Consider the following 25,962-nt stretch of genomic DNA (forward strand, 5'->3'; position numbering starts at 1 on the left):
CCGTAGCACGTTTTGGGTGTCCTCTTACTGTCAATCAACCGGCTCCGGCCGATTTACGGCGCGCCGCCGTGATGAGCGCCCGGTGTATTCACGATGTCGTGATGGCAACACCTGATAGGTCGCCGGCGTCGCGCCAATCCTGGAGGAGTTGTTCGAACGCGTAGTAGCCCAGGCCGTACAGCTCACCGGTGTAGGAACGTGGTCGCAGTTGGCCGGTCCCGTCGGCGACCTCCTGACCGTCGTTGTTGAAATAGCCAGGGGTGCATTCGCGGATGAAGTCGCTTGTGTCGATAGCGACACTGCGGACATGGTCCACGTACGCATCCTGGGCTTCCGAGGTGGGCTCGACCGTCGCGGCGTCGCGCTTGGTTGCCTGCTCGATGATCCAGGCGATGTGGCGGGCTTGGTTGTTGAACGTCTCCGTCGTCGAGGCGTTGAATCCGCCCTGGAAGAAGCCCATGTAGAACGAGTTCGGGAACCCGTGTGTCATCACGCCGTGCAGCGTCCGGAACTCTTGCGCCCAGTTGTCGTAGAGCGACAGGCCGCCGCGCCCGGAGATCTTGTCGATGCCCCACCTGCGTTGGAGGTCGCTTGTCACCTCGAAGCCGCTGGCGAAGATCAGGCAGTCAATCTCGTATTCCTTGCCTTCGAAGATGAAGCCGCGCTTGATGATACGTTCGACGCCCTGCGTCGGGGACACGTCGAACAAAGTGACGTTGGGCCTATTGAACGTCGGGTAGTACACGTCGCTCGACGCCGGCCGCTTACACATGTGCCGGTACCACGGCTTCAGAATCGCCGCTGTCTTGGGATCTTTCACTGTTTCGTCGACACGGGCCCGCAGTCGCTCCATCACCCGGTAGTCCATGACCTCACGGAGCGCGAGGAACTCCTCCGGTGTCTGCGGCCATCCGGTCTGCTCGAACTGCGCGGACAGATTTCGGTTGATCTCTGTCCAGATGTCGCAGATCCGGTCTGCCTCACCCGGCACCAGGCCGTCAATTGCAGCGCGGTGGAAGTTCATCTGGCGTTCCCGCTGCCAGCCGGGTTCCAAGGCGGCTATCCAGGCTGGATCAGTCGGGGCATTGTGACGTTCGTCGACCGTCGACGCGGTGCGCTGCAAGACGAACAGCTGTTGCGCGTACTCACCGAGGAACGGTATCGCCTGGATCGCTGATGCGCCGGTGCCGACGATGGCCACCCGCTTGTCGGCGAGCTTGTCCAGCACCGGCTCTTCCTGACTGCCGCCGGTGTAGCCGTAATCCCAACGCGCGGTGTGAAACATCGCGCCCTCGAAGTCTTCGAGCCCTGGCACCCGCGGCACCTTCGGCGTGTTGATCGGCCCCATCGCCAGGATGATGAACTGGGCGCGAAGGTCGTCACCCCGATCCGTTCCGATGCGCCACCGGTTGATGGACTCGTCCCAACTCAACGTGTTGACACAGGTGTGAAACAGCGCGCCCTGATAGAGATTGAAGCGCTTGGCGACACTCTGGCAGTAGTTTCTGATCTCGAGGCCGTCGGCGAACTTCTTCGACGGAACGAAACCCATCTCTTCCAGCAGCGGCAGATAACAGTAGGAGTCGTTGTCGCAGGACAGCCCGGGGTATCGGTTCCAATACCAGACTCCACCGAAATCACCGGCCTGCTCGATGATTCGGCAGTCCTCGACACCCGCCTTGTGAAGGTGGTAGCCGGCCAGAACCCCGGCCCACCCACCGCCGAGAATTGCCACGTCCATCTCGTCGTGCAGTGCTGGGCGCGCAGCACGCGGCTTATGAGGATCGCTGTAGTCGAGGGCGGCGCTGGTCTGCGATGCGGCGGCGTACTGTGCCTGCCCGTCGGGGCGCAGCCGTCGGTCGCGCTCCCAGCGGTAACGCTGTCGGAGGGTGGGAATGTCCACATCCTCGGGGTCGGGAAGGTTCGTCGGTTCACACGTCATGGGTGTGGCTCCCCTCTGTCGGTCGTGCGGTGAACGTCAGTGGGAGGCTCTCCATCGCCAGCAATGCGGCGTTGGGGAGATATTTGATGTCCTCGACCGGCACCGCCAGCCGCAGGTCCGAGAGCCTCAGCGCGACCTGCCGTGCTGCGACGAGTAATTGCATGCGCGCCAACGCAATTCCCAAGCACAAGTGGGTCCCTGCCCCGAAGGTCATGCTCTTCCTGAGGTTGATGCGGCTGGTGTCGAACTGCCTCGGGCATTCAAAAACGGATTCGTCGTCGTTGGCCGAGGCGAACAGAATGAGCAGATGTGCGCCCTCCGGTAAGTCGACGCCACCGAGGTTCACCGGCGCGGTGGTGACCCTCGACAAAGCCCGCACCGGTGGCTCGAGCCGCAGCACCTCCTCGATCAGTTTGCTCATCCGTGCGTCGTCATCTGCGGCAGCATAGAACTGTTCGCTGATCTCCGGGTTGGTCGCGACCTGGAAGAGGATGTTGGTGAAGGCCGTCGACATCGAGTCGTGGGTGTTGATCAGCAGTGCGCGCGCAGTGGCAACCAGCTCATCGAAGGTCAGCGGTTCCTCATCGTCGGATCCGGGTGCGGTGATGATGTCGGAGAGCATGTCGTCTTCCGGTTCCTCGACACGCCGGCGAACCAGATCGATGAGATAGCGCTGCATTTCGGCGAGCTCGCGCGCAGCGGCGAGCATGTCTTCGCGAGTGTTCTGCAGACTGAACTGGGAAAGGTAGGCACTGCCCCAACGCTTGATGGTGGCCTTGTCGAGGTCTTCGACCTGCAGTTGCTGCTGGCTGAACGCGATCGCCATCGGCAGCGCGAGATCGTGCAAACCGTCGACACGTCCACGGTCGATGAAACCGTCGATCAGGCTGCTGACGAGATCCTCGAATTGCGGCTGAAGGGAATTCATCCGCTTCCTGCTGAAGGCTTGCGACAACAGCCGGCGTACCCGCGTGTGTTTGGGTGGATCGATGTTGGCGACGTCAGGGAAAAAGCCGCCGCCCTCCGTTTCCAGCACTTCTTTGATTGCGTCGAGGTGGCCGCTCGCCATGTGCTTGTAGTAGCCCAGTTCCTGGGAAAACACTATCGGGTCGCGAAGCACCGTCATCAGGTCTTCGTGACGCGACACCAGATACATTCCCAGGTCCTTCTCGAAGTGGACCGGGTCGCAGTTACGCAGCGCGCGATAGTAGTCGAACGGCTTCTCCTGCACGGCCGGGTCGATGAAGGACACCTTTTCCAGGAGATCTGAATATCCGGCGCCCGCAGGGCAATTCGTCACGCCTTCGGAATGTTCAGTGGTCACGGGTATGCCTACTTTCGATCACTTGTTGGCAGTCGCACTCGCCGACATGCGAGCCGTCTGGTTCTGGCTGTCCCAGGTGTGCGGTCCGACTCCGCGTTGCCGAAGATCGGCTTTGATCACGCGCAGCGTTGCTTGGGTCTTCGGCAGCTCGTCGACGAACTCGATGTACCGGGGCACCATGAAACGGGTCATCCGGCTCGCGAGGTCCACTGCCAACTCGGGCGCAGTGATCGCCGAACCCGGACGGCGCACCGCGAACAGAAGAACCTCGTCCTCCACCGAGTCCGCCGGAACCGCGACGGCGGCACACTCGACGATTTCCGGATTCTGCAGCACGTCAGCTTCGACTTCGAACGACGAGATGTTCTCTCCCCGTCGCCGGATCACGTCTTTGAGCCGGTCGACGAACGTATAGTCGCCGTCGGCGTTACGGACGAGCGCGTCCCCGGTGTGGAACCAGCCGTTGCGCCACGCTGACGCGGTTGCGTTGTCGTTGTTCAGATATCCGGCGTTCATCACCCACGGCTCACGCGCCCTGATCGCGCATTCTCCGGGGGTGCCATCCGGAACTTCGTAATCGTTGGTGTCAACCAGCCGAACCTCGAAGCCCGGATAGCCCTGGCGGAGCCGGCCCACGGTGTGCTCGTTGGCGGGGTTCCACCCCGACCGGATCGCCACGCCTCCCTCGGTGCTGTTGTACACCGTGCAGATACGGACACCGAATCTTTCGCCGAACTGTCGATAACTCGTGCCGAGTGGAGCCATGAACAAGTTGGTCAGTGTCGTGGCACCCTTCGGGCTGCTTGGGTCGCGCAACAACACGTCGGCCATTGAGCCGACCAGCATGCCCGTCGTGACGCCGAACTCGTCGATGTCACTCCAAAAGCTGCTCAACGCGAAGCGTGATCGCATGACGACCTGGCCACCGATCATCGCCGCGTTGTACGGGATCGACTTGGAGCCGAAGTGAGCGTGTGACGTCGTGCAGTAGAAGACATCGTCCGACGTGAGGTCTTCGAGTGGGAAGGTTCCGGAATTGATCGAGTGGAGCTGACCCCAAGGCAACCTCACGGCCTTGGAGGGCCCGGTGGTTCCCGACGTGTAGGTGATACAGGCAATGTCGTGAAACTGCGGCTCGGTCATCACGCGCTTCGCCTCGGCGACGTCCACGTCGACGTCTTGAGGCCGGGTCGGGAAAGGGAGTGAGGTTGCCGGAATGGATGGGTCGCCACCATCGTCGATCACCAGAACTCTTGTGATAGTCCGTAATTCAGCGGCGACAGAGTCCACGACGCTGAGGTGGCGTGCGGCGACGACGAGCAGTGTCGGTGCGCAGTTGTTGATGGCGTAGGCGAGCATACGGCCACGGAATTCGGGATTGGTGGCCGCGTCGATCGCGCCAATGCTCGTCAACCCCAGCCACACAGCCACCGAATCCACGCCCGTGTCAAGGACGGTGACCACGACATCACCGCGGTCGACGCCCAACGCGAGGAAACGCGCCGACCACAATGTCATCGACTGCTGTAGTTCACCCCACGTTGCCGCGTCGCCGTCGACGGTCCGGACGAAGTGCCGACGCGGATCCGTCGCGGCCATCCGATTGACGATGGCCGGCAACGTTTCCTGGGTCGGCAAGGTCACGCGTACTTCCAGAAAGCACGCATCATCGAGATCTTGCCGTCGCCGTTGAAGGTGAAGTGGTCGATCAGCGGACCGACGTGCTGTAAGGCGCCGTTGCGGGTGACGACGCCCTGCAAGATGGCGATCGCCTCGTTGCCACAGATGACGATGTCACGCTCGAGCCACAACTTCATCGGCGACAGATCAGCCACCATGCCCCAGAACGTGGTCCTTAGGCTCTCGATCCCGGTGTAGGTGTCGACCCCGACCGGATCTTCCAGGACCGTGTCATCGGCCCACAACGCCAGCCAGCCCTCTTTATCGTGATTACTCAGCGTTTCACAGTGACTGTTGATTGCTGCGACGATCGCGTCGGCATCGGGCATTGGTGCTACCTCTCTCGACATTCATGCGGGGCGTAGAACATGGCGATGTTCAGACTTTGCTGACCTCGTCGTCCCAACCCGAGTCACGCGCCTGCACAGCAGCTTTGACGCCCTTCTCGTGGATGAGACGCAGGTGGTGTTCCTTGGCGACTGCTGCTTGCGCGTCGGGCACATAAGGGTCTCGGCCCACGTCGACCATCGCCGAGAGCCCGGCCGCCTCGTATAGGCGGTGTGTACCGCGTTTGTTAGCGACCAGGTCGCCGGTCTCCATTCGCGCGATCTGCTCGGCGAAGCGCATCGCCACGGCTTCTTCTTCTCCCAATGGGACGACGCGGTTAACGTAGAACAGGTCGCGCGCGGTGTGCGCGTCCAGCCATCCCCCTGTCATCCACAGCTGCTTCATCACGCGGATGGGGAAGTGGAACGGCATCAGTGCATACGGTCCGTAGGGAGCACCGACGCCCACCCGAGACTCTTCCCAGCTGAAGCGGGTGTTCTCGGCTGCGATGACCACGTCGGCGGCGAGTAGGAACGTGTTCGCGTGGGGTCCGACGAAGCCTTTGGCCGCGACGACGAGACCTTTGGTGAATCGCCACGGAGGCAACAGGTCTCCGGTGTGGACCCAGTACTTGTCCTCGATTGTCGCGGGTTCCTGTCCACCGACGGTCTCGCCCGCTACTTGCTGAATGTCATGGCCCGACGAGAAGTTGGGACCTTCTGCGGAGAGCACCACGCATTTGACGCTGTCGAGGCGGTTGCAGTCGGCGAGGACCGAGTAGAACTCCTTCTCCATGCCGCTGTTGATGGCATTCATTTTCGCCGGCCTGTTCAGGCGGACGGTGACGATACCGCCGAGTCGACGCACCACCAGGAATTCCATTCCTGGCCAATCAGTCTCAGCCACAGCGCCTCTCCTGTCCTGCGACGTGATCAGCCACGGGGAAGACCGAGGACGTGTTGAGCGATGATGTTGCGCTGGATCTCCGACGTTCCGCCCGCGATCGTGGCGGCCACGCCGCGGGTGTAGCGCTCGAAGCCGCTAGCGAAATATTCATCGTTGTTCATGTGCTGATAGCGACCAGTGACGGGATGGAGCAGACCGTCGATCCCGGACGTCGACAGCACGAGATCAGCGGCGCGACACTCGGCTTCGGAACCCAGCAGTTTGAGTAACGAGACGGCCGAGGTGTCCGCCTCGCCGCGCGCGGCTCGGCCAAGTGCGGCTGAACCCAGTGCGCGTAGGGCGTGGTAGTCGATGATCGTCGACGCGTACCGGTCTCGCGCGACCGGCGATTGTGGCCGGCAGTCGGCGATCAGGTTGTCGAGCCGATCGGCGAACAGCAGCCACATCATGGTCCGCTCGTGGCCCAGTGAACCGTTGGCCACTCGCCAACCCTGGTTCAGCTCGCCGACCAGATTTTCCGCTGGGACGCGGACGTCGGTGAAGAACACTTCGTTGAAATCGAGATTGTCCGCGCTGGCGATGTCGCCGAAGGGCCTACAGACGAGGCCTTCGCTATCCGTCGGGATCACCAACGCTGAAATGCCCTTGTGCTTGGGTGCATCGGGATCGGTGCGCACGAATGCGAGCAAGAAGTCGGCGTCGTGGGCTCCCGACGTCCACACCTTCTGACCGGTGACGACGAAATCGTCACCGTCGCGGACCGCGCGTGTCCGCAACGAGGCGAGGTCGGAACCGGCGTTGGGCTCGCTCATGCCCAGTGAGGCTGTCTTCTCACCACGTAGCACCGGTATGGCCCACCGCTGCTTCTGTTCGGCGGTACCGAACGAGATCAACGACGTCGCAATGATATTGACGCCCTGCGGGTTGAAGCTGTGGAAGATTCTCCGGCGACACAGTTCGTCGAGATGGACGAACTGCTGGAGGACCGTGGCGTTGCGGCCCCCGAACTCCGGTGGTTGGGCAGGCAGCAGCCACCCTTGGTCGAACAGCAGGCGCTGCCAGTCCCTGGCCCACTGCGGCATGTGCGAAACCGAACGCGGCCGCTCCCGGGTGACGGCCTCCGAGGGCGTGTGTTCGTCGAGAAACGCCGCGAACTCGGCCCGGAAGGCTTCGACGTCGTCGTCAAAAGTCAGCTGCACCATACTCCTTCGCGACAAATGTGCGGTGTTCTTCAGCGCTGCCCAGCAACACTTCGCCTGCCCGCGCACGCTTGACCGCGAACTGCAGGTCGTTCTCCCACGTCAGCCCCATCGCGCCGAAACACTGCATTCCGCTGCGGACGACCTGCGACTGGGCCTCTCCTGCAGCGGCTTTCGCCATCCGGGCCAGCAGGCGACGGCGCGGATCGTTGTCGGCGATGGTGAGCGCCGCGAAGTAAGCCAGCGCGCGGGCGCGCTCGATCGCGACGTACATGTCCACGGCCTTATGCTGCAGCGCCTGGAACGACCCGATCGCGACCCCGAACTGCTGACGCTGCTTGAGGTGATCCAAAGTCAGATCGAGAATGCGTTGGCACGCACCGACAGTCGTGATCGCGACGCCGGTGAGCGCGATTTGCAACGCCCGTTCGCCGTCGGCGGTGACGCGGTCCTGCTCGCCGACCGCGACGGAATCGAACCAAAGGTCGGCGACACGGAGGACGGGGTCGAATGTCGTAACGCGGCGGGCGAGCACCGCGCTTCGGTCGACGATGAACACTCCCGATGCAGTGGTGACTGCGAGGCGATCAGCGCGATCACCGTCGAGAACGAACCGGGCTACACCGTCGAGAACCCAGCCGTCGCGTTGACTGCGGGTGGTGACCCCGCCCCACACCGCGGTGCCGGCCTGGGACGGGTCGTAGTGATCCCCGGCCAGGGGAGCGAACTGGGTGAGCGAAGCAAGAAACGGTGTCGGATCCGAGGCGCGTCCCAGTTCCTCGAGGACGAGCATCAGTTCGATCATGTTGTCGGCGTGAGCCAGCTCCGTCCAACCCTGATTGCGGTACCACTTCCACAGGTCATCGGGGCTCGAACGTCCTTCGGCGATCTGGCGGACCAAGGAGGGCGGACACTGCTTGTCCACCGCTTCCCGGACCGTGTCACGCCAAAAGCGCTGGTCTTCGTCGAGCTCAAGAAGCACGCTCGCTCCGTCTCCGTTGAAGGTCTGATGCGAGAATAGTGTTCTCCGTAAGTGAAAGTCAACGTAGGCAACGGTTGACAATCGGCGTGATCGGATAGCAGCATTCATCGTTAGCGGGCTTCGTCATGGGCGGTATTCGGCTGACGGGTATCGCCTCGCAGGCGGGTTGTGCGGTCGCTCGAGGACGGCGTGCGAGCACTGAGTGCACGACCGGAAGGCCCGCTGGTCACCGCGACCATCGCTACCACCGAGCAGGAGAGTCACTATGGCAAGCCAGCCGAGTTCGGCAGTGGACGAAGAGTCGCGCGTCGAGATGGACGTGTCCGACGTCGACCATCGGGTCGGGAAGCCCATCGGTGGCGGACAGCTGTGGGATCCGTGCAGCTCGTCCGACATCCGTCGCTGGGTGATGGCGATGGACTATCCGAACCCCTTGCACTGGGACGAGCGATTCGCTCGCGACTCGGCCTTCGGCGGCCTCATCGCTCCGCAGTCCATTGCGGTCGCACTCGACTACGGGCACGGCGCGGCACCTGCCTGTGTCGGCCACATCCCGAAGAGTCACTTGATCTTCGGTGGCGAGGAGTGGTGGTTCTACGGCTGCCCGGTGCGCCCGGGTGATCAGCTCTTCCAGGAGCGTCGCTTCCACGACTACAAAGTGGTCGAGACGAAATTCGCTGGCCCGACCATGTTTTCGCGAGGCGACACCGTCCACAAGAACCAGCACGGGGTGTTGGTGGCCCGCGAACGTTCCACTGCTATTCGCTACCTCTACGAAGAGGCGACCAAGCGCGGGATGTTCGAAAGCCAACTCGGCGAGATCAAACGCTGGACGCAGCTGGAACTCGAGGAGGTCGACCGGATCCGCCGGGACTGGCTGGAATCCAATCGGGCCGGCATTTCCCCACATTTCGACGAGGTCAAGGTGGGGGATACGTTGCCGCGGCGGGTCATCGGGCCGCACAGCATCGCCACTTTCACCACCGAATATCGCGCGTTCGTCTTCAACACCTGGGGCTCGTTCTACTGGGTCACGCCAGAAGACGTCGACGACCCGTGGGTGTATCAGGATCCGGGCTTTGGGAAAGACTTCGCGTTCGACGAGGAAGACGCATTCATCGATCCGCGCAAGCGTGATGGCCTCTACCTCGGTCCGTCACGAGGCCACATCGACGCCGATCGCGCGAGCGAAGTCGGGATGGCCCGCGCTTATGGTTACGGCGCGACGATGGGCGCGTGGTGTACCGACTATCTCGCCTACTGGGCGGGCCACAACGGAATGGTGCGGCACAGCAAAGCCGACTTCCGCGGCCCCGCTTTCGAAGGTGACGTGACGTACTTCGAGGGCGAGGTCATCGACAAGCAGACAGAGTCCGCGTGGGGTATGCCGCTCGTCCAGGTAAGGGTGCACTTGAAAAACCAGAACAATGAAGAGCTCGTCAAGTGCACGGCCGAGATCGAACTGCCGTTCTGAGCGACCCAGCCCCTCGATGACGACCAACATTGCACCAGCTCTGTCGATCTCGACAGGTCCGCCGCTGAGCGAGGAGCCCGGGCTCGGCGCGCTCACACTGCCTGGCTTCCTGCGTGAGGTCACATCCATGTACGGAGAGCGTGAAGCTCTGGTGTTCCACTCGGCGGACGGGGACACCCGGTGGACGTATGACGAGCTGTGGGAGCAGGCCGTGCAGGTAGCCGCCGCCTTGCGAGCAAGTGGTGTCGGCAAAGACACGCGGGTGGGCCTGCTGATGACCAACCGTCCCGAGTGGGTGACCGCGTTCTTCGGCATCTCGATGGCCGGCGGTGTCGCTGTAGCGTTGAGCACCTTTTCTACGCCGGACGAACTCGAGTACTTGCTCACCGCGTCCAACGTTGCGCTGTTGCTCTTCGAGCGTCAGGTGTTGAAGACGGACTTCCTCGCGGTGCTGGCTGACCTCATGCCCGAACTGGCTGAAAATCGCTCGGCGCCGCTGCAATCGGACAAATTTCCGTTCCTGCGCGATCTCGTGCTGGTGGGTCGGCCGGCTCCTGGTGCCGATGATTGGGCCACGTTCTTGACTCGCGGCGCCGGGCAACCGCGCGAACTGGTTATGGCTACGGCTACGGCAACGAAGCCGAGCGATGCAGGGGCCCTGTTCTTTTCGTCGGGTTCGACCAGCAAGCCCAAGGGCATCCTCAACGCGCATCGCGGCATGGCCATCCAGATGTGGCGTTTTCGGCGGGTTTGCGGCTTCGAACCGGAAGACAATATTCGCTGCTGGTCGGCCAACGGATACTTCTGGTCGGGCAACTTCGTCATGTCACTGGGTGCGACGCTGGCGGCAGGCGGATGTCTGGTGTTGCAGCCGACTTTCGCCGCCGTCGAAGCGCTGGAGTTGATGGCCGCGGAGCGGGTGAACTATCCGTTCGCATGGCCACACCAGTGGGCTCAGATCGAGGCCGCGCCCAACTGGCACTCCGTCGATCTGAGCAGCATGCGATTCGCCGACGTCAAGACCCCGATCGCGCGTCACCCGACGGTTACCCATGAGTGGCATCTGCCGGATCATGCCTACGGCAACACTGAAACATTCACGATCAGCACCATTTTCGACGTCAACTCATCGCCGGACCAGCACATCGACAGTCGGGGCGTGGCTCTGCCGGGTGTAACGCTCAAGATCGTCGATCCGCTAACCGGTGAAATCGTGCCGCGCGGCAGCAGCGGCGAGATCTGCGTCAAGGGGCCCACCCTCATGCTCGGCTATATCGGAACTCCGCTGGACGAGACCCTCGACGCCGAGGGGTTCTTCCACACCGGCGACGGTGGACACCTCGACGCGGACGGACGGTTGTTCTGGACAGGTCGGCTCACCGAGATCATCAAGACGGGCGGTGCGAACGTTTCACCGCTGGAGGTCGACGAGATCTTGGCACGGCATCCGGCCGTCAAGGTGGCCAAAACGGTTGGTGTGCCGCACGATACGTTGGGCGAGGTCGTCGTGGCTTGCGTTGTCGCGCGTGCCGATTCCACGATTGACGGCGAGGAAATCCGGTCGTTCCTTCGCGAACGCCTGGCTAGTTACAAGGTTCCGCGCCACGTGCTGTTGTTCCACGATGACGACATCTCGCTGACCGGTAGCGACAAGATCCGGGTCGGCGATCTGAGGGAACTCGCCGCAGATCGTCTGCAGTGGGCGCAACCGGCGACTGAGCCGGCCAAGGCGTGATTTCTGGTGTGGCCGCAGGTACCTAGCCGGTTCGCGGCGTGCTCACCCCGAGCCGGCGACCGCCTGCTTGCACCACGACCAGACGACGTCCTCGGTCAACTCGGTCTCCTGGATGCCACCGTGCAGTGCGTTGTACTGCCCGAGCGACGTCATCGTCGAACCCAGCAGTGACGTCAACTGTTTGACGCTGAGGTCCTGGCGGATCAAGCCCTCCCGCGAACACTCGGTCAAGATCTGGGTCAGCAGCCGGCGATGAGGTTCCCACACTTTGGCGAAGGCTTCTGGGTTCTCCAACTCCAGGCTGAGGTTGTAAATCAGTACCAGACGACCGCCGACCTCTTGCGACGCTCCAGGCCGCGACAGGACGGCGCGACACCACGCCTCGAGTTGCGCCATCGGACCGTCGGCGGCCTGCATCTGAACTCGTATTGCCTCGGTGAACTCCGCGGTCACGTCTTCGTACAAGGCCAGCAGAAGATCGTCCTTGCCGGCGAAATGTTGGTAGAACGTGCGGACACTCAGGTTGGCTCGATCGGCGAGGTCTTGCAATGTGAAGTTGGCTTGGCCCGACTCCTGGACCAACTCCAGGGCAGTCGCCATGAACTGGGTACTGCGTTCGACCGCCAAGGCGCGCGCCTCCCCAAGACGGCGCTCGATAGCGCGTTCCTGCCAGCTCTTGGCGGCCTCTCCGGCTGTCGTGCCAGCCGCCGCGGGGGGTTCGCCTGAACTCACGATCGCCCCCCTGCCCGGAAGAACCTCATGGTGACACCCTATTGGCACCTACTCGCAGTTCGGTGACGGCAGGCGCCCACGGGCATCCGCGCCGCCGCATCGGAGCCCGGCAGGTAACGAGAAGCATACTCTCATTGACGAACATGACTATTTTCTTTTAAAGAAATCGTCCATGAGCGCTATGCGGTATTGATCGTTATCTCAAAATGGTAAGGTTGGTTGGTTCGCGGTCGCGTGTCCTCAAGGCCCCGCGATGGGACCGACGGTGACGCCGATGTGCCGGCGAACGCCGTGATGTTAAGACAAGGCGGTCTCGGCTTCGAGGTGCCGGATGGAGGAACCGATGGCCGAAGACCTCACCGCGGTCAACTTCTTTCGAGACAAGCGGCTCACCGACAACCCGTATCCCTTCTTCGAAGCGCTGCGCAGCCACTCGCCGGTGACTCCTGAAAAGCATCACGGCGTGGTGATGGTGACCGGATGGCAGGAAGCCGTCGACGTCTACAACGACGCCGACACGTTCTCATCCTGCGTCTCGGTGAGCGGCCCTTTCCCCGGCTTTCCGGTTCCGCTCGAGGGCGACGACGTCACTGAGACGATCGAAAAGCACCGCGACGAACTGCCTTTCAGTGACCAACTGCCGACGTTGGACCCACCGACACACACCAATCATCGCGCCTTGCTGATGCGGCTGATCACGCCCAAGCGGCTCAAAGAGAACGAAGACGCCATGTGGGCGCTCGCCGACGACATCCTGGACGGCTTCCTCGTCGGTGGGCAAGGCGAGTTCATCGGGGGATTCGCCGGCCCATTCACGCTGCGAGTGATCGCCGACCTCCTCGGTGTTCCGCACGAAGACCGGCCTGAATTGATTGAGCGCCTCGCCCGCGGCACTCACGGGGGAGCCCTCGGCAACGCCGACAAGACGCTGAACCAGACACCGCTGGAATACCTTTACGACATTTTCGCGACCTACATTCAGGACCGACGCGACGAGCCGCGCGGCGACGTGCTGACCGGCTTGGCCACGGCGCTGTTCCCCGACGGAACCACCCCGGACGTCGCCGACGTGGTTCGGGTGGCGACCAACGTCTTCTCCGCCGGTCAGGAGACCACGGTGCGGCTCCTGAGCAGCGCGCTGCAGATAATCGCGGAGCGCCCTGACATCCAGCGCAGCCTGCGCAACGACCGAAGTAAGTTGCCAAATTTCATCGAGGAATGCCTACGTATCGAAAGCCCAGTCAAGGGTGACTTCCGGTTGTCGCGTCGGCCGACTTCGATCGGCGACAACACAATTGGGGCCGGCACCACGGTGATGGTCCTCAACGCTGCGGCGAACCGCGACCCCCGCCGGTTCGAGGACCCGGATACCTTCGATCCGGATCGAAAGAACGCCCGGCAGCACCTGGCGTTCGGTCGCGGCATACACAGTTGTGCGGGCGCACCACTGGCGCGTGCCGAGACCCGCGTCGGTATCGAACGGCTGCTGGACCGCACTACCGACATCCGAATCAGCGAAGCTCACCACGGACCACCCGGTGACCGCCGATACCGCTACATCCCGACCTACGTCCTGCGTGGACTCGTCGAGCTGCACCTGGAATTCGACGTGAACGGCGAGGCATCGTGAAAATATCCGTCGACGAGGATCGCTGCCGCGGCCACGGGATGTGCCTGACACTCTGCCCCGATCTCTTCGAGCTCTCCGACGACGGCTACGCCGTCGCAACGTCGGCCCGAGTGCCCGCACATCTGGAGAGCACGGCGACCGACGCCGTGGCGAACTGCCCCGAACAAGCAATCGTCATCACTGACAACTGAGAAGGAGGCGTAGTGTCCACGGGTCACAGCAGCAAGTTCCAGGCGCTCGTCGCGCGACAACACGACGACCGTATCGAGACGCAGGTCGAAACGCTCGACACCTCCGAGCTGCCGCCCGGAGAAGTGCTCGTCAAGGTGCACTACTCGAGCGTCAACTACAAAGACGCACTGGCGATCACCCCGAAAGGCGGAGTGGTACGCAACTATCCGATCGTGCCCGGTATCGACTTGACCGGTGAGGTGGTGGAGTCAGACTCCGACGACTTCGCTGTGGGCGAGTTGGTACTGGCACACGGTTACGACATCGGCACGGCCAGGCACGGTGGTTACGCGGAATACGCTCGTATTCCAGCGGATTGGGTGGTCAAGCTGGGATCGCTCACTCCGCATGAGGGTGCTGCGATCGGAACCGCCGGATTCACCGCCGCAATGAGTGTCGCGGCCCTCGAGCGACACGGAATCACACCCGAGGACGGACCGATCGTGGTGACGGGTGCAACCGGCGGCGTCGGCTCGGTCAGCATCGACCTGCTGAGTGCGAAGGGCTTTCACGTCGTGGCATCAACCGGCAAGCCCGAGGCCGCTGGCCGCCTCAAGGCTCTGGGTGCGGCCGAGGTCATCGGCCGCCTGCCCGAAGATCCTGAGGCCAAGCCACGTCCGCTCGGCAAGACGCGATGGGCTGGAGCGGTCGATTGCGTCGGAGGCGCTACGCTCGCCGACGTTCTCAGCACTGTGCGTTACGGTGGTGCGGTCGCGGCGAGTGGGTTGACCGGAGGCGCCGGCCTTCAGACGACGGTCATGCCGTTCATATTGCGGGGCGTGGCACTGCTCGGCATCGACTCCGTGCAATGGCCTATCGCTGCCCGCCGCGAATTGTGGGATGCGCTAGGCGGTTCAAGCAAGCCGAAGCATCTTTCGGACGTCGTCCACGACGTCGCCGTCAAGGATGTGACAGAGGTGCTCGACCAGGTCCGCGCCGGAAAATTCCTTGGCCGCGGAGTGGTTCGCGTCGAGGGCGGCTTCTAATCGACGGCACATTGAACGGCGTTTCCGGTCGCGAGCACCTCGAATCCGAAGCAGGACGCTGGCTCGCCGAGTTCGAGTCGGCGCTTGAGAATTGCGATACATCCCGTCTCGCTTCACTATTCGTCGATGAGTCGTATCTACGCGACAGCGGTGCGTTAACTTTCGACTACCGCCAATTCCACGGACGAGACGCGTTGATCGACCGTCTACACAAGTCCGTTGAAACCGTCCATCCGACGAACGTGCGTTTAGCAGTTGACTGGCCCTCACCTGACGTCCGCGATGATCCGCCAGTGGTGACCATCTTCTTTACCTTCGAAGTGAGGGCAGGCGAAGCGGTCGGGTTGCTGTACGGCGTCCCCGATCCTTCGTCCAGGTTTGGTTTCCTTGGGCGGGCGCTATACACGCGTCTCGAAAAGGTAAGGGGCACACCGCACGCTGAAGTGCATCCGCGCGGCCGTGGCTTCGTCGCAGCGAGAGCGGGCGAGAATTGGCTAGAGGCACGCGAGCGACAGCGGGCGTTCAAAGACGCCGAACCGCAGGTGCTCATTGTGGGTGCGGGTCAAGCCGGGGCCATGACGGGTGCGTGCCTCAAAAAGCTAGGCGTGTCTTATCTGATCGTGGACTCCAACGCCGATGCCGGAGATAACTGGCGCAAACGTTACCGTTCGCTGACCCTCCACAATCCGATCGAAATGAATGGCTTCCCCCTGCTGCCGTATCCCGAACACTACCCGCAGTACCTCTCTCGGGACCTCGTCGCAGACTGGCTGAAAATCTATAGCAGCTACTTCGATTTGGACATCTGGTTTTCGACCCGGTTCGCAGGAGCCGGCTACGACGACGGCGCCGGAAAGTGGGTGGCTACCCTCATCTCCTCCGCCGGACACCGCCGAGAGTTGCACCCACAGCACATCGTTCTTGCCTCTGGCGGTATCGGCGGCAAGCCGAACATTCCAGATCTACCTGGCCTGGCCACTTTCACGGGGCAAACGATGCATTCGTCCGCCTTCACAGACGCGTCGGCGTGGGTCGGTAAGAAAGCCATCGTCGTCGGCATGGGTTCGAGCGGACACGACATCGCACTCGATCTCGCTTCAAATAGCTGCAACGTCACCATGATTCAACGCGGGCCCATCATGGTTCAAAATATCGACACGGCGAACCAAGCCTATGCCGGCTACTTCGACGGAACGCCGGCTGATCAAGTCGATCTCCACTACGGCGTTGGACTAATCCAGCCGATTCGCCTAGCTGCGTCGAAGGATTACCACGCTCGAGCGAAGGTGATGGACGCCGATCTGTTAGAGGGCCTCCGCGCGGCAGGCGTGCGTCTGCACGACGGGTATGAGGAAGCTGGATGGCTTGATCTCTTCTTGCGCACCGGAGGTGGCTACTACCTGAATGCCGGTGCCTCAGAGGCGATCATCGACGGCAGGATCTCTGTCATGCAAGCCGAACGGATCGTATCGTTCGTGCCAGGCGGGATTCGCCTAGATGACGAAACCGTCTTGGTGGCCGATCTCGTGGTCCTGGCGACCGGGTATCAGAACCGGCAGTCTGAGGTCGAGGATTGGTTCGGCATCGACGTCGCCCGCCGAATCGGGCCGATCGCTCGCCTCGACAACGAGGGGGAGTGGGCTAACATGTGGGGACAAACTGCACAGCGGGGGCTGTGGTTCAACGGGGGCGGTCTCAATCAAGTTCGGCCCGGCTCAAAGGTTTTGACCAACCTGATCAAGGCTGACCTGGACGGTCTCATCCCATCCGCTCTGCGGCGAAATTCAGAGCGCCGCACGGTGGAAGCTTAAGTCGCAGCGACCGCGCGTCAGACTCAGACGTTCCACAGGTGCCGGCCAGCTCACCGTCGTTTAGCAACGTTTTTCGCCATTTCGGCTAAGGGTGTCTTATGCGGCGTGCTGGTGGTCATGGCCCCGATGCCGTGGAGGGAGCTGACGATGTATTTCCTGAGGAGGCTGTCGCGGCCGGGTGTTGAGTCGCGCAGTGTCGTAAGTAAGGCGTAGAGACCGAGCAGGAAGAAGACGGCCGAGTGGAATGAGTCCACGTCGGGGCGGGTTTGACCGCGGTTGCGGGCGCGCAGAATTTCTGCTGCGAGGAGCACGATGGTCGGGTGGTCGGTCCATTCGTCGTCGTCGGGGCGGGCTGATGAAAAGTACAGGCCTAGTACGTCGCGGAATAATAGTGGCCCCCAACGGTCTTCGAGGTCGACGACTAGGCGGACGATTTCGTCCAGGACCGCCGGTAGGTCGCGCTCGTTTGTGAGGAAGTCGGCTAGCTCGTCGGCGACGCGGGTTTCCTCACGGCGGATCAGCTCGAGCAGGACGTGTTCGCGGGTGGGGAAATGGAAGTTGAATGTCGAGCGCGCAACCCCGGCGGCGGCGACCACAGTCTGAAGATCAGCGGCCGCGGTGCCCACGCGAGCGAACTCCTCGATCGCCGCGTCGAGTATCCGCTCCCGTGTCTGCTGACGCTGTGCAATGCGCTGGTTTGGTGCACCCCTCATCGCAGGCATTCTGTCTCATCACCAAATTTACTGAAGCCTTTTTCCCAATTGAAGGTTGCGGCAAAACGGTCGTGGCAATCGGCCTACTGCTCACCCGTAGCCAAAAGCCGCCATCTGCCTGCGTTTTGTAGCCTGAATAAACGGCATCGCCGACTTCGCCTAGGAACATTTCGTTGACAAGCTTCAGCGAAACAGTTACACATAGTGCGCCGCGTTGTGGCGTGAGTGTCATCCGATCCGTGAGGGGCTTAGGGCCATGACAGACCAGCAGACGAGACCGGAATCGGACACCAGTGAACGGACGCGCCGCCGATTCTCTGTCGTCTCGCTGTTGTGGTGGGCGGCAGGCATTGGGGTGCTGGTGTTCGTCGGTGTGCATGCCAAATTGGGTGCCGATGAGGCCCGGATCGCCAACCCGCAGCCCTCAGAGCGGGCGCGTCGCGCGGTCGAGAATCTGCCGAATTGGGCACCGATGTGCAACGTGTGGACGTTGGTGATGATGCTTATCGGCGGCGCCGCGGTCACCTACGGGTGGCGCAAACACCCGCGACACCCCTATCTGTTGTTGGTGCTGGCGGGGACCGCGCTGCCGTGGCTGGACCCGCAAGCCGACTGGGTGTCGTATTCGGTGTTCAGCCCCGATTTGTGGCACTTCCCCGTGGATTGGCCATGGGTGTCGGTATCCCCGCTGATCGAACCGTTCGTCTGCATCGCCTATGCGTCGGTGCTCATCGTGCCCGCGTTCGCGGCGATACCGCTGCTGCGCAAGTTGCAGAGCGGTCGGCCGGTCGACAGTTTCGTGTGGCGCCATCCGTTAATCAGTTTGAGCGCAATCACTTTCGTGATCGGCTTCGCCCTGGATGCGGCGGTCGAAATTTTCTGCGTCAGCAAGCGTGTCTATGCCTACTCCCAGGTGCCTGAGCTCGGATCCATTTTCACCGGCCACTACAACCAGTTTCCGTTGCTGTGGGAAAGCGGTTTGGCCACCTCGATGATGATCGCGGCCTCCGTGATGGTCTACCGCGACGACACCGGGCGCACCCAAGCCGAGAAACTTGCCCAGCGGCTGCGGCTACTTCCCGGCCGCCCGACGCTGGCCACATTCCTGGTGATGTTCGCAGCGCTGAGCCTGTCCTACTTCGCGGTGTATGGCGGCGGATTCCTGACCATCCGGGCCGGCAAGCTGGCGACAGTGGTGGCCTGCCCCTGGCCATTCCCGCAGACGAAAGTCTATGACCCGCAAGGCTTCTATGAGAAGGCCGGACACCCCGGGCCGTTCTTCGACGGCAAATGGAACACTTGGCTGTCCGGGCAACCTGACGGTCGCCCCACCATCAGCGGACCCGTACCGGCGGGGCGCTGCGGCCCGGGCCACCCATGACCACCGCGTTCTGCATACGGCAGACCGTCGTGCTCAATCACGTTGTGCGCGCGAAGAGGAATGGGTGCGCACGCGCGCTTTAGGGAGTTGTTGAGGACAGTGTCAACCGACCGGGGGTTGGAAGTTGATCCGTAAGCTCGTCAGACCTCGAAGAATGAAGGTTGGTTCGTAGCTGTATCGCCGCGCTTCGCGGGGGCCGTGGACATCGGTGTCAATGCTGATGTCGCCAAGCCGGTCAAGGAGCCGCTCGATCGAGACTCGTCCTTCGACTCTGGCCAGGGGTGCTCCTGGGCATGAATGAACCCCGCGGCTGAAGGCAAGATGTTCGCGGACGTTTTTGCGGTCCAAATCGAATTCGTGGGGGTGGTCAAATCGGCGTGGATCGCGGTTTACCGCGCCGGGGCTCAGCATGACGGTCGACCCTGCTGGTGCGTCGACACTACCGACACTGGTGGACTTGCTCACCATCCGGAAGACGGTTTTGACGGGACTTTCCATCCGCAGGCATTCTTCGATGAATGCGGGAATTCGGCTGCGGTCCTTTCGTAAACGGCTCTGCAGGTCGGGGTCGTCACCGAGGAACCGCATGGCGGCGCTCAGCAATTTCGCCGTCGTTTCCTGACCGGCGGCGAACAAGAACGTCGCGGTGCGCACTACGTCGACAACCTCAGGAACCGAACCGTCTGGGTAGGTTGCGGTCGCGATTGAGGTCAGCACATCGTCGCGTGGCGAGCGGCGTCGGTCGACGATGTATTCGCTGAATTTTTCGTCGGCCCACTCCAGTGGATTGCTGACGATGGTCTCGTGGTCGAGGGCGCCGATACGTGAACCGGGTCGTTCAGCACCGAAGGCTTCGCGGAACTCTTCATGATCGGCTTCTGGCACCCCGAGCAGGTCGGCGACCACCAGCAACGAGAACGGTTTCGCGTAGGCACTGAGAAACTCGCAGCTGCCGTCGGCGATGAATTCGTCGATGTGGCGATCGGCGAGCCGCCACATGAAGTCTTCGTTCTCCTTGAGCCGCTTCGGTGTCAGCAGGCGGCCAAGGATTGATCGCGCATCGGTGTGCTGCGGTGGATCCATCGTCACCATGTGCTCGAACATCGGGATTTCGGTGCGGTGCGCCTGTATCTGCGCGGTGATGTCATCGCCTTCGGGTGTGAAGGGAAGCGGTGTGAACGGGCCCATGACCGAGTTGCATGCTGAAAACGACGCGGTGTCGCGGTACACGGCGTTGGCTTCTTCCCATCCAGTGACTGCGATCACGCCGTGGTGGGGTTCACGCAGGACTGGGCATTTGCTGCGGAGGTGATCGAAATAGGGGTGTGGGTCCGAGACCAGCGCCGGGTCGGTGAAGTAATCGACGTCGTCGAAGTTCGTCATTGGCATTCCTTCTGAGTCGCTGTGACGTGGCGGGGTAAGCGCCGAGGCTGCGCTGCAACGTAGTTCGCGCTTTCGTGCACTTGGCTCGTGAGTTGAACGCCGCGCGAGGCAGGCTGCTTCAGGGTGGCGCGACGGGTTCATCCAGACGTGTCAGCAGCCTAGTATTGAGCAGCCGCTGACTTATGTCAACGAATATACGGCCTAACACCGCTGCCGCTTTGACGCGAAGCGTGTGGTTCGTCCTGCCGGCGCAGCTACGCAACGGGGCTGAACAATGCCGGGATCATTCGGTGGGCGCTCGCGATATCGTCGTGCTATTGATTGAGTTGCCGCCGACCCCGCGTTGCGGGTTGTGCGTCGAGACCGAAGGGTAGGGCGATGGCCATCGCAGGTGGTGCTATCCCGCGCGCGACGAAGCGGCTGCAAACGAGGGAGCGGCTACTTGGCGCTGCGATTGCTGAATTCAAACGTTCAGGAATGGCGGGCGCGGACGTTGGCGCGGTGGTGGCCGCCGCGGGTGTTGCCCACGGAACGTTCTTCTTCCATTTTCCCACCAAAGAACATGTGCTCTTGGAGCTCGAACGCCGAGAGGAGGAACGGATCGCGAAGCAGTTCCGTTCGTTTCTCAAGGCCGATCACGATCTCGAAGAGGTGCTCAACGAGGCCGTCAAATTGATACTTGGACTTGAGCGAAGACTTGGGGCACTGCTGTTCAAAGATTTTCTTGCGCTTCATTTTTCCCAGACACGTCCGCCGCTCGAAGGCGGCGACGACCACCCGGTGATCGTGTTGGTGGCCGATCAGGTCGCCCACGCACGCGACAGAGGGGACATCGATTCCGATGTCAACCCGATGAACAGCGCCATCTTCTTTCTTCTCGGGCTCTATGCGCTCCTTGTGACCACACTCGAGTGGCCTACTCGTCGCGCCCTGTTGGACGATTTCGTTGCGAAATCACTACGAAGCATGAACACACCAGAGTCGAGCGACCGGGGCCGCGGGCGGTAAACATCTGGAGGCCGAGTCAAGGGCTTCCCGGTATTGACCATCGCTGAGCCGGGGCGGACTCAATGCTTTTCGGTACAACGTATTTCGCGGCTCCCAAACTCGCAGCAGCATGGCGGTAGGTAGCTGACCGCCAGCAGAAACTCAGGAGTAAGCGTTGCACCCCGCCCACTCGACCGGCACCGACGACGGCCTCGTCTCCATACGACAGATCCACCCGTTTGTGCCGTCCTGCCAGGGCAGACTGCGTCAAGCGCATCCCCGTCTCGGGGCAAAGTGATTGACTAAAGTCAGCATGTAGATTAGAAAGAAACGGTGCTGTTACCGCATGAGGGCTCTGCGCGAACTCTGGCCCCGCATCGGCCACCGCGGCAGCTCTCGAGGTGGACGGCTAGGCAGAGTGAGTCCTCTGTACTAGCCGTCGGCGGCGTGGACGAATTTCCCGCTGTTACTGATTCAAGCTGCCGCGCCAGCTTCGTCCCTGGCTCCGACTCAATCATCTCGTCAACGGCCGCCGCCGATCGTCCGGGCGGCGGGAGGGTGCCGAGCGGGCTGAGCGGGCTTTCGGCAACTCCGGTACGGCGAGCAGCTCGCCGCCGCTTGGTGTTGGCCGGACGCATACGTCCTCGCCTATCGCGAAATCGACAAGAAGGGGAAATCAGGCATGCTGGCTTGGATTTGGGAAATCGGTCGCTACATCGCGGCGTGGGGCGGAGTCGTGCTGATCATCTGGTTCTGGTATTGGCTCTTCGCCAACATCGGCACCTTCTAATCGGTAGGTCTCAGCCGGCGAGGGTCGGAGCCGGCGCAGATGGTTGAGTCAACCGACGGGCAGGCTCTAGCATTCGAGCGCAGCTGCTCTTTGACCGCTATTGCACTGAGTGACCGGCGGCGTGACGGAGTGCGGCTGATCACCGGCAGCGATCGTGAGTTCAGCTTGAGTTCCGCTCTGGACTTCGTCTACGTGCCGTACCCCCAGTCCCGTGGTGACTGGACGCGAACCACCGTAACCTGCGGTGTGGCTCTGCAGTGTTCGCCGACCAAAGAACGCGTGCTGGGCTACCGGCTGGACACTCTGTCGGCCCGCGAACTCACCGCCCTGAGTGTCATCGAGGGACGTGTGGCACTGGGCTGGGTCGACGCGACTTGGCCGGGACTGATGGCCGAGATGCGACGCATCCTTGTGGGGTGGCTGCCGTTGTCCGCTGAGCTCAGCGGTGACGAAATTCTTGAACGCGCGATAGCACTCTCGCGTACAAGGGAACTGCTGCAACACCATCCACTCATCGGAACCTTGCCCAGAAGTCACACGACACCGCAGCACGTTGCCGACAGGCTGCGCCGTTCGCTCGGCAGAATGCCGTGGACGACGAACCAGAAGCGCAAACCGGGTGCCCACACGGTGCCGGCCGGCGGTGACGGCGGAGTGCGTAACCCGAATCTTCCCCCACCGAGTCGCCCGCATGAAAATGACTTGGACATCACCCCAGAACACCGCCCAGGTATCCCCTATCCAGAGTGGAATGCCTGGAACGCGGCGTTCCTGCCGAACCATGTTGCCGTAATCGAACATTCACGCTCAGCAAGGGCAGATGCACGGCTCGTCCCGTCGACCGAGCTGCGCAAATGGTTTCAGCAACACACACATCGCGTCATGACAAACCGGCTTGAAGACGGATCGGACCTCGATGTCGAGCAGTACGTGAATCACTACATCGACATGGTCACCGGTGAAGCAGCAGAACCGAAGTTGTTCCGAGAGTTGCTGCCTAACAACCGCGATGTCACCACTGCGCTGCTACTCGACGGCAGTTCCTCACTCGGCGTTCACGGCGGCAGGATCTTCAAACTGGAGCTAGCGTGCGCGGATTCGTTGTCGCGCGCGATGACCGCGGCTCATGAGCGCCACGGCATCTTCGTGTTCACCGGTAACACCCGTCACCGGGTTGAGGTCACCTGTCTGAAGGATTTCACGGATCGCCATTGCGTCGCTCCGGGACGTTCGGGCCTGACCACCGGGGGTTACACGAGACTGGGTGCGCCGCTGCGTCATCTGACGAGCCGCCTGCTGGCCCAACCCTCGGAACGGCGTCTGCTGATCGTCATTGGGGACGGCCTCATCTCCGATGAGGGATATGAGGGCCGCTACGCCTGGGCGGACACCGCGCACGCGGTCGAGGAGGCGAACGACGCGGGCGTGTCGACGTATTACATCGGCGTCGGCCCGACGCGCGTTGACCCTCTGCCAGAAGTGTTCGGCCCCCGTCGTTCTCAACGGATCCGCCGCGTCGAGGAGCTGCCGCGGGTTTTGGCCCATGTCCACCGCGAACTCGTATGCGCATGACCGAGGAACAGTGATGACGATGAGCACAGATACGTATTTCGCTAGCGGCAATGAGGTACAGCTTTTCGAGCAGGCGTACCGCCAGCGCCTGCCGGTGATGCTGACCGGGCCGACTGGTTGCGGTAAAACCCGGCTGGTCGAGCACATGGGATCACTTTTGGGCCTGCCGGTCGTCACCATCAGCTGCCATGACGATCTGACCAGTTCGGACCTCGTCGGCCGGTTCATGGTGACCGGCGGTGATGTCGTGTGGACTGACGGACCCCTGACCCGCGCGGTGAAGCAAGGCGCGATCTGTTATCTCGATGAAGTCGTCGAGGCGCGTCATGATTCGCTTGCGATCTTGCATTCACTGACCGATCACCGACGAGCCCTCTACCTCGATCGTGCCGGCGAAAGCATCTGCGCACCTGACACTTTCATGCTCGTGTGCTCCTACAACCCCGCATATCGAAGCTCGCTCAAAGAGCTCAAACCGTCGTTTCGCCAGCGATTCGTGACTCTGCCTATGCGCTATCTACCGGCGGACCGCGAAGCGGAGGTCATCGTCGCAGAGACCGGCGTCAGCGAAATCAGCGCCAGACATCTCGTCCACTGCGCGACGGCAATCAGAACCGCCGACTCGGCCTTTCACTTCGAACCACCCTCTACTCGGGTCCTGGTGACGGCCGCACAACTGATCGTGGCGGGTGCGAGCGAACTCGAGGCCGCTGAAGCCTGCGTGTTAGCACCACTATCCACCGACGGCGCGATCTCCGAAGGTCTTCGTGAAGTTGCCATCGCCAGCCTTGGTGCCACGAACCCGACATCCGCCCCGCAGAGAAAGGAATGATCCCCATGGTCGATCAACGAGAACGCCAGCGCAAAAAGGCGCTCATCGTCTTCCAACTCGTCATTTATGGCTACCTAGCCCTGATGTTCGGAATCCAGCTCTACATGTCATTCGCGCGCGGGTGGTGGGATCTGTGAATCTGCCTTTGAGCGAACGACTTTCGCGATCTAAAGCGCCGGCGGGAGCCTCCGCCGATACGCGCCAATCGCATAGCCTCGAGGAGCACGACGAGGAATCGCGGCGAGCGCAACGGCGCGCCGACAAGTGGATGATCATCGGGGCCGGTCTCATGGGATGTTGGGCGCCCGGCATCTTCGGGTTCCCGATCTTCATGCGCGGCATCTGGCTGCAGCGCCAAGCAGCCCGCGAGGGACTGACGATGCGTCCCATGATCGTCACGCTCATCGGCTATCTGGTGATGATCGACGGGATGCTTAACACGTTGGGCTGGGGTTTGGACTGGATCGCCAACCACACGCTGATCAACCGAGTGCTGACCGCGGGCTGGGGTTACCTTTTCGACGGCGGGTATTACTGGCACTACAACGAGTTGTGGTTGGGTGGTGCGGCCGGGCCGGGCGAGAAGTCGATGGTGTTTGGCTTCATCTTGACCGTGTTTGCGATGCGCGTGTCGGCCGCCATCGGCTTCCTGCAGATGAAACGGTGGGGCCACCAATGGATGATCATCACCTGCTGGATGGGCGTAGTCATCTGGGTTACCTACGTGTTCAACATGACCCTCTACGCCGACGTCCGCTACGCCGGCACCATCTTTCCCGTGGTGGGGTGGTGGGCATTCGACATCTTCTACATCACGCCGTTCCTGGCGATTCCCTACCTGCACACCGTCAACCGTGAAATTTTCTCGGATTAACCAGGTTTCAAGGAGTACCGCAGATGACTAGCTCAACGTCTACCGAGTCCGGCGAGGCCACCGAGGATCTGCCACCCGGCACGACACCGTATTACGCGCGGATGCACAAGTGGATCAAACGTGGCGTACTGGTGTGCCTGATCGCCCTCGTCATCGAGGGTGCGTTCACGTTGCCGTTCATGGCCGTCTACTACGGGTATCCGACATTGAGCCTCACCGAGATCTGCAGTGAACTGCTCAAGGTCCGCTACTCCGACGACACGCTGGAATGCAAGGTTCCCTACCCGGTGCTTGGGCCCCCCGAGGGGGCAGCGGCCAAGCACACGGCACAAGACGTATGGGGTATCCAACCGGTGCCGAAATACAAGCGGATCGGGTTCCGCGAACTCGTCCGCATCCATCAGGAACGCGAAGCACGCAAAGCGGCTCACCCACAAAGTGTTCCCGCGCCGTGAGCGACGAACACGACAG

General features: G+C 62.0%; 23 protein-coding genes. 13 read left to right on the forward strand and 10 right to left on the reverse strand.

From position 1 onward, the window contains the following. Window positions 1–88: 88 nt before the first annotated feature. Genes MKK62_RS09190 through MKK62_RS09220 form a run of 7 tightly spaced genes read right to left on the reverse strand, consistent with a single transcriptional unit; the run spans window position 89 to window position 8,360 of the window. A complete protein-coding gene (locus MKK62_RS09190) occupies window positions 89–1,942 on the reverse strand; it encodes a flavin-containing monooxygenase (protein ID WP_240261365.1) in 1,854 nt (617 codons plus the stop codon). Continuing rightward, a complete protein-coding gene (locus MKK62_RS09195; RefSeq protein WP_240261364.1) occupies window positions 1,932–3,266 on the reverse strand; it encodes a cytochrome P450 in 1,335 nt (444 codons plus the stop codon). Before MKK62_RS09195 ends, MKK62_RS09190 begins: the two co-directional genes overlap by 11 nt. An 18-nt stretch (window positions 3,267–3,284) precedes the next feature. Then, window positions 3,285–4,910, reverse strand: a complete 1,626-nt coding sequence (locus tag MKK62_RS09200; protein WP_240261363.1) for an AMP-binding protein — start codon at window positions 4,908–4,910, stop codon at window positions 3,285–3,287. Then, window positions 4,907–5,275, reverse strand: coding sequence for a nuclear transport factor 2 family protein (locus tag MKK62_RS09205; protein WP_240261362.1), 369 nt, complete (start codon window positions 5,273–5,275; stop codon window positions 4,907–4,909). The genes MKK62_RS09200 and MKK62_RS09205 overlap by 4 nt, the downstream gene beginning before the upstream one ends. Window positions 5,276–5,324: 49 nt before the next feature. After that, a complete protein-coding gene (locus tag MKK62_RS09210) occupies window positions 5,325–6,179 on the reverse strand; it encodes an enoyl-CoA hydratase/isomerase family protein (RefSeq protein ID WP_240261361.1) in 855 nt (284 codons plus the stop codon). Between the two features lie 26 nt (window positions 6,180–6,205). Next, window positions 6,206–7,378, reverse strand: coding sequence for an acyl-CoA dehydrogenase family protein (locus tag MKK62_RS09215; RefSeq protein ID WP_240261360.1), 1,173 nt, complete (start codon window positions 7,376–7,378; stop codon window positions 6,206–6,208). Further along, the gene (locus MKK62_RS09220; protein ID WP_240261359.1) at window positions 7,362–8,360 is read right to left on the reverse strand and encodes an acyl-CoA dehydrogenase family protein; all 999 of its coding nucleotides are present in this window, start codon (window positions 8,358–8,360) and stop codon (window positions 7,362–7,364) included. Before MKK62_RS09220 ends, MKK62_RS09215 begins: the two co-directional genes overlap by 17 nt. Window positions 8,361–8,625: 265 nt before the next feature. On the opposite strand from MKK62_RS09220, the gene MKK62_RS09225 reads away from it, so the two are divergent. After that, window positions 8,626–9,834 (forward strand): MaoC family dehydratase, encoded by a 1,209-nt coding sequence (locus tag MKK62_RS09225; protein WP_240261358.1) that lies wholly within the window; start codon window positions 8,626–8,628, stop codon window positions 9,832–9,834. 16 nt (window positions 9,835–9,850) lie between these two features. Continuing rightward, complete coding sequence (locus MKK62_RS09230) at window positions 9,851–11,569, forward strand: class I adenylate-forming enzyme family protein (RefSeq protein ID WP_240261357.1); 1,719 nt, start codon at window positions 9,851–9,853, stop codon at window positions 11,567–11,569. 42 nt (window positions 11,570–11,611) lie between these two features. On the opposite strand, the gene MKK62_RS09235 is transcribed toward MKK62_RS09230, so the two are convergent. Next, window positions 11,612–12,301 (reverse strand): TetR/AcrR family transcriptional regulator, encoded by a 690-nt coding sequence (locus tag MKK62_RS09235; RefSeq protein ID WP_240261356.1) that lies wholly within the window; start codon window positions 12,299–12,301, stop codon window positions 11,612–11,614. A gap of 343 nt (window positions 12,302–12,644) precedes the next feature. Between MKK62_RS09235 and MKK62_RS09240 the strand changes: the two genes are divergently transcribed. Genes MKK62_RS09240 through MKK62_RS09255 form a run of 4 tightly spaced genes read left to right on the forward strand, consistent with a single transcriptional unit; the run spans window position 12,645 to window position 16,959 of the window. Continuing rightward, the gene (locus MKK62_RS09240) at window positions 12,645–13,931 is read left to right on the forward strand and encodes a cytochrome P450 (protein ID WP_240264231.1); all 1,287 of its coding nucleotides are present in this window, start codon (window positions 12,645–12,647) and stop codon (window positions 13,929–13,931) included. After that, on the forward strand, window positions 13,928–14,122 hold the full coding sequence (locus MKK62_RS09245; RefSeq protein ID WP_240261355.1) for a ferredoxin: 195 nt from the start codon (window positions 13,928–13,930) through the stop codon (window positions 14,120–14,122). The genes MKK62_RS09240 and MKK62_RS09245 overlap by 4 nt, the downstream gene beginning before the upstream one ends. 12 nt (window positions 14,123–14,134) lie before the next feature. Next, window positions 14,135–15,148, forward strand: coding sequence for an oxidoreductase (locus tag MKK62_RS09250; RefSeq protein ID WP_240261354.1), 1,014 nt, complete (start codon window positions 14,135–14,137; stop codon window positions 15,146–15,148). Between the two features lie 11 nt (window positions 15,149–15,159). Next, on the forward strand, window positions 15,160–16,959 hold the full coding sequence (locus tag MKK62_RS09255; RefSeq protein WP_240261353.1) for a flavin-containing monooxygenase: 1,800 nt from the start codon (window positions 15,160–15,162) through the stop codon (window positions 16,957–16,959). A gap of 50 nt (window positions 16,960–17,009) precedes the next feature. Here the strand turns inward: MKK62_RS09255 and MKK62_RS09260 are convergent, their stop codons facing one another. Beyond that, a complete protein-coding gene (locus MKK62_RS09260) occupies window positions 17,010–17,672 on the reverse strand; it encodes a TetR/AcrR family transcriptional regulator (protein ID WP_240261352.1) in 663 nt (220 codons plus the stop codon). Between the two features lie 256 nt (window positions 17,673–17,928). On the opposite strand from MKK62_RS09260, the gene MKK62_RS09265 reads away from it, so the two are divergent. Beyond that, a complete protein-coding gene (locus MKK62_RS09265; protein WP_240261351.1) occupies window positions 17,929–19,053 on the forward strand; it encodes a spirocyclase AveC family protein in 1,125 nt (374 codons plus the stop codon). A gap of 102 nt (window positions 19,054–19,155) precedes the next feature. Here MKK62_RS09265 and MKK62_RS09270 read toward each other — a convergent pair whose 3' ends face one another. Further along, window positions 19,156–20,436, reverse strand: a complete 1,281-nt coding sequence (locus tag MKK62_RS09270) for a cytochrome P450 (protein ID WP_240261350.1) — start codon at window positions 20,434–20,436, stop codon at window positions 19,156–19,158. Between the two features lie 378 nt (window positions 20,437–20,814). On the opposite strand from MKK62_RS09270, the gene MKK62_RS09275 reads away from it, so the two are divergent. The 6 genes from MKK62_RS09275 to MKK62_RS09300 all read left to right on the forward strand — a co-directional run bounded on the left by MKK62_RS09275 (window position 20,815) and on the right by MKK62_RS09300 (window position 25,946). Next, a complete protein-coding gene (locus tag MKK62_RS09275; RefSeq protein WP_240261349.1) occupies window positions 20,815–21,444 on the forward strand; it encodes a TetR family transcriptional regulator in 630 nt (209 codons plus the stop codon). Between the two features lie 808 nt (window positions 21,445–22,252). Further along, on the forward strand, window positions 22,253–23,785 hold the full coding sequence (locus MKK62_RS09280; RefSeq protein ID WP_240261348.1) for a nitric oxide reductase activation protein NorD: 1,533 nt from the start codon (window positions 22,253–22,255) through the stop codon (window positions 23,783–23,785). Between the two features lie 19 nt (window positions 23,786–23,804). After that, entirely contained in the window at window positions 23,805–24,617 is an 813-nt protein-coding gene (locus tag MKK62_RS09285; RefSeq protein WP_240264230.1) for a CbbQ/NirQ/NorQ/GpvN family protein, read from the forward strand. A gap of 5 nt (window positions 24,618–24,622) precedes the next feature. Further along, window positions 24,623–24,754 (forward strand): hypothetical protein, encoded by a 132-nt coding sequence (locus MKK62_RS09290; RefSeq protein WP_260060476.1) that lies wholly within the window; start codon window positions 24,623–24,625, stop codon window positions 24,752–24,754. After that, window positions 24,751–25,491: a hypothetical protein gene (locus tag MKK62_RS09295; protein WP_434085044.1), complete on the forward strand. Its 741-nt coding sequence runs from the start codon at window positions 24,751–24,753 to the stop codon at window positions 25,489–25,491. The genes MKK62_RS09290 and MKK62_RS09295 overlap by 4 nt, the downstream gene beginning before the upstream one ends. Before the next feature lie 23 nt (window positions 25,492–25,514). Next, window positions 25,515–25,946 carry a hypothetical protein gene (locus MKK62_RS09300; RefSeq protein ID WP_240261347.1) on the forward strand — a complete coding sequence of 144 codons (432 nt, stop codon included), beginning with the start codon at window positions 25,515–25,517 and terminating at the stop codon, window positions 25,944–25,946. Window positions 25,947–25,962 lie beyond the last annotated feature (16 nt).

The sequence above is a fragment of the Mycobacterium paraterrae genome (assembly GCF_022430545.2).
Lineage (GTDB): Bacteria > Actinomycetota > Actinomycetes > Mycobacteriales > Mycobacteriaceae > Mycobacterium > Mycobacterium paraterrae.

Bases quoted from the DNA above. Each gene is read 5' to 3' on its own strand.
- MKK62_RS09290 (WP_260060476.1), top strand. From the start codon at position 24,623: ATGGTCGATCAACGAGAACGCCAGCGCAAAAAGGCGCTCATCGTCTTC.
- MKK62_RS09285 (WP_240264230.1), top strand. From the start codon at position 23,805: ATGAGCACAGATACGTATTTCGCTAGCGGCAATGAGGTACAGCTTTTC.
- MKK62_RS09230 (WP_240261357.1), top strand. From the start codon at position 9,851: ATGACGACCAACATTGCACCAGCTCTGTCGATCTCGACAGGTCCGCCG.
- MKK62_RS09270 (WP_240261350.1), bottom strand. From the start codon at position 20,436: ATGACGAACTTCGACGACGTCGATTACTTCACCGACCCGGCGCTGGTC.
- MKK62_RS09300 (WP_240261347.1), top strand. From the start codon at position 25,515: ATGACTAGCTCAACGTCTACCGAGTCCGGCGAGGCCACCGAGGATCTG.
- MKK62_RS09205 (WP_240261362.1), bottom strand. From the start codon at position 5,275: ATGCCCGATGCCGACGCGATCGTCGCAGCAATCAACAGTCACTGTGAA.
- MKK62_RS09265 (WP_240261351.1), top strand. From the start codon at position 17,929: ATGACAGACCAGCAGACGAGACCGGAATCGGACACCAGTGAACGGACG.
- MKK62_RS09260 (WP_240261352.1), bottom strand. From the start codon at position 17,672: ATGAGGGGTGCACCAAACCAGCGCATTGCACAGCGTCAGCAGACACGG.
- MKK62_RS09275 (WP_240261349.1), top strand. From the start codon at position 20,815: ATGGCCATCGCAGGTGGTGCTATCCCGCGCGCGACGAAGCGGCTGCAA.
- MKK62_RS09225 (WP_240261358.1), top strand. From the start codon at position 8,626: ATGGCAAGCCAGCCGAGTTCGGCAGTGGACGAAGAGTCGCGCGTCGAG.
- MKK62_RS09240 (WP_240264231.1), top strand. From the start codon at position 12,645: ATGGCCGAAGACCTCACCGCGGTCAACTTCTTTCGAGACAAGCGGCTC.
- MKK62_RS09280 (WP_240261348.1), top strand. From the start codon at position 22,253: ATGGTTGAGTCAACCGACGGGCAGGCTCTAGCATTCGAGCGCAGCTGC.
- MKK62_RS09190 (WP_240261365.1), bottom strand. From the start codon at position 1,942: ATGACGTGTGAACCGACGAACCTTCCCGACCCCGAGGATGTGGACATT.